Genomic DNA, 6,775 nt, shown 5'->3' on the forward strand with positions numbered 1-6,775 from the left:
AACCCCACGGCTTCTTCGACCAGAACCCCACCCTGAACCTACCCACCTCAGAAACCAAGGCAACCACCACCGCAGCACAATGCTGCACCGGAAACTAACAACAAAGCACTAAAAACACAGCACTAAACAAGCGGTCCCCGATGCTCTCCACAACAGCATCGGGGACCGCACCATTAGGTGCGCCCGTATGGTGAATCGGGACAGTGTTTAGGAGGGACTGTTTCCTATCTGGTGGTGTGTCTCTAAAATAGTTTGCGTTTTGAGTGTTGAGCTGGTTTTATGATGAATCCAGCGCCTGCACTGGAGCTTAGTGATGCCCGGGGTGAGGTCTTGGGGGTCTTGTCCCAGTCTCAGGTTGTTTCTCATCGTCAGGTGCGGCGGGCGCAGGTGTTGCTGATGGCCGTTGAAGGTTTAGCTTATGAGTGGATTGCTCGGGTGGCTGGTGTTTCTCCGGCCACTGTGCGTGCTTGGCGGAAGCGTTTCGCTCAGGAGGGGTTGAAGGAACTCGGAGCAGTCGCGCGGGGGCGGGGGCGTAAGCCGGTGATTCCGGAGTCGAAGATCGCTGAAATCGTGGAGTTGACACGGTTTTCCAAGCCTGCGGGTGCCACGCAGTGGTCGGTGCGGTCGATGGCGGCGAAGTCCGGGGTGTCACCGGCACAGGTGCAGCGGATTTGGGCGGCGCGCGGTTTGAAGCCACACCGGGTGGAGACGTTCAAGCTCTCCACTGACCCGCAAATTGAAACGTCGCTGCCGATGAAGAAGGGGCGTGGGGATACCATGACACACGATTACAGGCGCAAGGGAACGACCACGCTGTTCGCTGCGCTGGAGGTTGCCACGGGAAGAGTTATCGGATCGTGTGTACCCAAACACCGCCATAACGAGTTCCTTGATTTTTTGAAAACCATCGACAAGGAAGTCCCGCCAGGGTTGGCGATACACCTCATCGTCCTGGCTGAACTTGGTCGAGCGCTGGTTCAGGGACCTCACCGAGCGAGCCCTGCGCCGGGGAGTCTTTCTCTCAGTGCCGGAGCTGATCGAAAAAATCGAGGACTACATCCAGATCAACAACGACAACCCGAAGCCCTTCATCTGGACGGCACCCGCCGACTCCATCCTCGAAAAAGTCGCCCGCGGCCGCGTCGCCCTCCAAACCGTCAAGGAAAACTGAGACACTACACTAGCTCCGTGAATCCTTCCCCGCCCTGCCGGTTGCGGGCATGCCACTTCTTGATAAAGCGCTGCACCGGTGAATACGTGGCCGTATATCCATGCTCAGCCACAAACCGGTCAAAGTCCCGCTTGGCCGTGTGCCGCTGATTACGTGGCCGGGGCTGGTCCTCCCAACCACTGCTCAATAATGGGCTTGAACCCGGTCAACACCGACCCTCCCGAGCGGAACAGCGGTGCCGTGGGTGCCGGCGAGTAGTCCAGCTGATCGGCGTACTTCGCCACCGAATCACGACTGACACTGACACCCCAACCTCTGGGCGATTTCTCGCCCCGAGACTCCCTGGGAATCCAAACTTCTGATATTTTCTTGAACGGACATGGGTGTCATCTGCTTTCCAGCCCTTCCGGCGCACTTGCTCTGTCAATAGCAGCGCCGCAAGGAAACTTATCTGTAGGTGGCGGTCCCATGTCTTCAACACGCTGACAAGGAACCCGGGGCCACCGGTGTGATCTCTATCGCTGGGCACCCGAATTCAAGGAATTGAAGGGAAAAGCTTCGGTCTGATTCTTAGCGCCTTTTTGGCTGGAACCTGGCCACTAACTCGGCAGGATATCTCTGCTGAAACGGCTTACAGATAGTTGAACACACACAAGTTGTTATGAGGTGTCCCGTGGACTTGGTTCATGAACGTGCTGTGGGCCTTGATATTTCCAAAGGCGATGCAAAGGTCGCCATCCGGGCCCCGGGCAAGCGCGCCGGGACTTTTTCCACCGAGGTCACCACCTGGGGTTCCACCACCAATCAGATCCTCGCCCTGCGAGACATGCGCCTCGCGGCGAAGGTCACCACTGTGGTCATGCAGGCAACCAGTGATTACTGGAAGCCGTTCTACTACCTGATGGAGGGCGCCCTGCCGGTGATGATGGTCAATGCCAAGTCCGCACGGAACATCCCAGGCCGGAAAGCGGACGTTTCCGATGCTGCATGTTTGGCTCAACTTGGGGCTCACGGGCTCTTGCGAGCATGTTTTGTCCCGCCCGAGCCGATCCGTAAGTTGCGGGATATGACTCGGGCCCGGACCATCGCCGTCCAGGACCGGACCCGCGAGGCCCAGTGGCTGGAGAAGTTTCTGGAATCCACTGGGATCAAGCTCTCGGACAGCGTCTCGAACCTCATGGGAGCCTCCTCACGTGCGATGCTCTCGGCGCTCATCGGTGGTGAGCGTGACCCGCAAAAACTGGCTGACCTGGCCAAGGGAGTCATGCGCAAGCGAATTTCCGAGCTGGTTGAGGCTCTGATGGGCCGGTTCCAGGACCACCGCGCCTTCATTCGTGCCATGGACCTTGCGCGCACTGATTCCCTCACCCAGTGGGTCAATAAACTCACCACGCGGATCGATGAGGCGATGGAACCCTTTCAAACGGCCCGGGAATTCCTTGCCACCATTCCCGGGGTATCCATCGTTGTCGCCGACGTCATCATCGCCGAAACCGGGGCGGACATGGCCCGCTTTGAAACCCCCGGCCGGCTGGCCTCCTGGGCCGGGCTCCAACGAATCCGCCGGCCGGGTCAAGTCCACCAAGACCCGCCCCGGGAACCGCTACCTCAAAGGTGCGCTGGGCATCGCCGCACTGTCCACTGCACGCCACCCCAAGAACAGCTGCCTCGGGGCCCGCTACAAGAGACTCATCGTGCGCCGCGGCAAAATGAAAGCCATCGGCCGCCTCCAAGCCCTCGGCTACAACATCACCCTGAGCAACCGGGAGGCAGCCTGACACACCTTACTTTCGTATTAGGTGGTGTAGATCAATGAGAGCCCCAGATGGGGAGCGTCCAGAGCCATTCGATGCAGATCTGGAGACTCGGATTTAATTCGCTCACCAGCCAAGTACATCCCAGAGTTGCCCAGAACGACGCGGTTGCTGGCGTTGACGAGAGCAGCGTTGCTTGGGATGCTGCGCAGATTTGGCATGAGGAGAGGTTCCAGATCTTTGATCCGTATGTCACATCCTGCCACCCCCATAAAGTTCCCATCGACGGAGAATGGTACTGCGATCGTAACGACGTATTCCTCGAAACCTAGATAGTCCACATAGGGACCCCAAAGAGTCCGCTCACCTGTGGCAGCGGCGGTAGAGAAGAACGGTAGCTTTTCGTAGTCGTAATACCGCTTGCTTCCCGGAGTCAGATCACAATCGAGTCTGCCTATGACACCGGGTTCTTGACGGGTCCACCATTCCACAGCACGGCTGCCTTCCTGAACGTATTTCGTGGCAAAGAAGACTCCGGCGCCGACAGCGAAAGTGTTCCTCTCCAAGAACTCTCGTGAGAATTCTTCCAAGCCGACCAGCGCATTCTTGTCGATTTTGGACTTACCGAGGAGGCTTCCTTCAAGCCGTGTGGCTACATCTCTGGAGAGCGCCTCGACCTCTATATAAACGCTGCCAATCCATGAGGTGAGGGCATTGGCGGCATGTTCGACTTCAGTAGTGAGGTTCATTGGATGCACGACTTCAGTGAGGGGGTCATTGGTGGATCTTCCCAGTTGATGATAGATCGACGTTCGCTTCTTAGTAGGATAGTTGCTTGTGGCCCATGATGATAGGGGTTCGCTAACACTCGCCCCAGATTCAGCGCCACCAGCTTTGATCCCGACTAATGACTTGTGCCTGTTTGCAGACACGATACTCCTCAATTTCTTATACCGGTGGGTAATGTCTGAGTTCAATGACCTTGCCGCCGATATGGTTCGTCATCTCCTGAGAATTCCCCATGGCGTGCCCACGCTGTGGTGTGGTCGCGTCCTTAACTGGGTGTGCCGAATCCAGCGGATTTTTCACGTTCTTGTCGTCGGGCAAGCAGGGCATCGGTGCTCCAAACGCCAGCTCTTCAACAGCTGAGAAGAAACCGGGAGTCCGGAGAACTCTTTACAAATGAACCCACTCATGTGCCGCAGTTCGTCCGGTCCGCGGAACGGTTGAAGGAGTCTTTTAGCGACGTCATGATCTCCTACGACTTGCGGTGTTAGAAAATGCGGGCGCTCAAGTTCTCTTGTTTTCTGGCAAACGCTGCCATTCCGTCAGCGGAATTACTGACGACGACCGTCAAAACGTGGTGGCCTGACTACATGTCAGTGGGTTGGTGATCACCTCGAAACGCGAAGAGCCTCATTGGCCTATGTGAGCTGATTGGGCGTAACCAAGGGTGAGTTTTACATCAATGAGGTGGAAGATGCTTCGTCTGATGTGCTCAATCACCAGTTTCTGTGCCTTGGCGGGTTGGTCTTGGGAAACTGCCCGGACGATCTCCAAGTGTTCGGCGGTCGCCGATTCGGGGTCGAATGCCAAGTCGAGGGGGGTCCACAGCTGTTGGACTGTCTCGTTCTGAAGTCGGATTTCAGCATCGGCAAGCCTCGGTGATTGCGCCGATACTGCCAACTCGATGTGGAAGCGGCTGTCAGCAGGTGAACGCTCTTCGGGGGTCGTGGCTAGAACCAAGGCTCGCGCAAGTTCACGAAGACGGTCGAAGTCGTGTGTCTCCGCGCGTTCACAGGCCAGGCGGACGGTCATGGCCGAGATAGCCGAATGTTCGTCACCGATATCACGTATTTCCGAAATAGACGTGGAGAGGAACCAATCTCGGATGGTGTCGGCCTGAGTTTGAGGTTGATTTACGACAAAGGTCCCTCCGCTTCGGCCTCTGCGAGTCTCGACGACTCCTTGGTTGCGCAGTTCCCCCAAAGCTTCACGTAGGGTCGCGCCGCCGACCCCAAACATCTCCGATAGTGCTGCTTCGGGAGGCAGACGTTGCCCGACTTCGAGTAACCCCAGGGCGATGGCCTTGGTGATTCTGTCGACAATCGCATCGGCCCTCTCGATTTCGGGCAGGGGCCGATATATTTGCGGCTCAAATGAGGTCGGCCAGGCCAAAAGTCTGCGCTCCGAAGTGGGTTGCGAGTCGGGTCAATTCCTAGTGGTGCGAAGGGTGGTTAAGGAACTTTCAGTGCACTTAAGAGTCTATACAAATAAATGCTTCATTTCTCTCGCCTTTAACCCGGCGCCGAGAAATCGTCCTCGTCAGCACTTTCCGTCTCAATGCCACACTGGATGAAGTCATCCCGCCCTTGCAAAGCATGCTTCCGTCGTTGCGCCGTCAGTCACGAACCTCATGCCCCGGACTACGCATTGGCGGTCGTCGACTTCCAAAGATTATGACGCGAGAGCCAAAGCCCCCCTTGAGAAGCTCACACACCTGAACCAGGCTAGTGTGGTTTCTCAGTTTTGCTTTGTGGCTTGGAGTGCTACGCGGCCACGGCGGACTTTTTCGAGGATGGAGTCGGCGGTCGCCGTCCAAATCAGCGGCTTGGGGTTCTCGTTGTTGAGCCGGGTATAGTCTAAGATTTTCTCGATCAGATCCGGCACCGAGTGGAAGACCCCGCTGCCCAGTACCCTTTCCGTGAGGTCCCTGAACCAGTGCTCGACCAAGTTCATCCAGGAAGAGGAAGTAGGGGTGAAATGCAGATGAAACCGCGGGTTCTTCTCCAGCCTGCTTTTACGTTCGAGCGTTTATGGGTCGCCTAGTTATCCACTAAGAGATGGATTTGAAGGCCCTTGGGGACCTCCTTCGCGATGGTTTTCAAGAACCCCAGGAATTCATCGTGCCGTGCTTGGTCACGCTGGATCCCAGGAACTTTCCCGTGGCGACCTCCAAGGCCGCGAAGAGCACGGTGGTTCCGTTGCGCTTGTAGTCGTGCGTCACGGTCTCGGCTCGGCCCCGGACCATCGGCGGGCACGGTAGCGAACGGTCAAGAGCCTGGATCGAGGTCTACTCATCCATGTAGACAACCATCGCGTTCTCCGGCGGGTTCAGGTACAACCCGCATGCATCAATGAGCTTTTCGTCAAAGTTCGGATCGGTGGAGAGCTTGAAGATCTTGATCAGCTGCGGCTTGAGCCCGCGTGCCCCATATCCGCTGCACCTGCGCCAGGGAAAAACGAACCCGTGCGGCATGGTCCTCACCGACCAATGCGTGGCACCCTCAGGTTAGGATTTCTGCGTCAATTCAACGATTTCGACGATTTTCGACTCCGGAATCACCGGTTTGCGTCCCAGACCCTCCTTGACCTTGCCGAACTCCTTCACCCCATCCTCGAGGAACCGGGCACGCCAAGCCCGCATCGTCGCAGCACTCGCACCCGCGAAATCCACTCGTTAGCCAAGCCTTCTGCTGCCATTGTCATCAGGAGAACCTGCACCCGCCGCACCTCCCGATGTGAGGCAACCTGAGTTTTCGACAGTGCCTCCAAGACCTGGTGCTGGGCATCGGTGAGGGTCCATGCGTGAGCTTGACTCGACCTATTCGCACTCGGGTTGTTGGCAAATATCGGAACCCGTCGGGCTTCTGGACACAGCTGACGGAACCCGATCTGGCGAGTTGTACACGCCTAAGCGTCACATGCAGCTGTGCTTATCCGGGTGGTCTGTCGAGGACGAAGAAGGGCGCCCTGTCCGAAAGTGTAGTTAGGACTGTCAGAAAACAGTGTTACCTCTGCTCGTTTGCTTGGCGATGATGGATATCAACCGGAAAGCATCCGAGCGGCC

The 6,775-nt window shown here is 57.1% G+C and carries 3 protein-coding genes and 3 pseudogenes; 2 read left to right on the forward strand and 4 right to left on the reverse strand.

Annotation, left to right across the window (positions count from 1 at the left end; all coding sequences use genetic code 11):
* Window positions 1-279 precede the first annotated feature (279 nt).
* Window positions 280-1,171 (forward strand): annotated as a pseudogene (locus QMG25_RS19925) (helix-turn-helix domain-containing protein).
* 149 nt (window positions 1,172-1,320) lie between these two features.
* Here the strand turns inward: QMG25_RS19925 and QMG25_RS19930 are convergent.
* Window positions 1,321-1,455 (reverse strand): hypothetical protein, encoded by a 135-nt coding sequence (locus QMG25_RS19930; RefSeq protein ID WP_283462833.1) that lies wholly within the window; start codon window positions 1,453-1,455, stop codon window positions 1,321-1,323.
* Window positions 1,456-1,832: 377 nt separating this feature from the next.
* Here QMG25_RS19930 and QMG25_RS19935 point away from each other — a divergent pair.
* Window positions 1,833-2,892 (forward strand): annotated as a pseudogene (locus tag QMG25_RS19935) (IS110 family RNA-guided transposase); the annotation flags it as partial.
* Between the two features lie 74 nt (window positions 2,893-2,966).
* Here the strand turns inward: QMG25_RS19935 and QMG25_RS19940 are convergent.
* The 3 genes and pseudogenes from QMG25_RS19940 to QMG25_RS19950 form a co-directional block, all read right to left on the reverse strand.
* Complete coding sequence (locus tag QMG25_RS19940) at window positions 2,967-3,857, reverse strand: cache domain-containing protein (RefSeq protein ID WP_283462835.1); 891 nt, start codon at window positions 3,855-3,857, stop codon at window positions 2,967-2,969.
* Window positions 3,858-4,341: 484 nt separating this feature from the next.
* Entirely contained in the window at window positions 4,342-5,103 is a 762-nt protein-coding gene (locus QMG25_RS19945) for a FadR/GntR family transcriptional regulator (RefSeq protein ID WP_283462836.1), read from the reverse strand.
* Between the two features lie 345 nt (window positions 5,104-5,448).
* Window positions 5,449-6,558: pseudogene (locus QMG25_RS19950) on the reverse strand (IS630 family transposase).
* Window positions 6,559-6,775 lie beyond the last annotated feature (217 nt).

It is taken from the genome of Arthrobacter sp. H35-D1, from assembly GCF_030063185.1.
Taxonomy (GTDB): domain Bacteria; phylum Actinomycetota; class Actinomycetes; order Actinomycetales; family Micrococcaceae; genus Specibacter.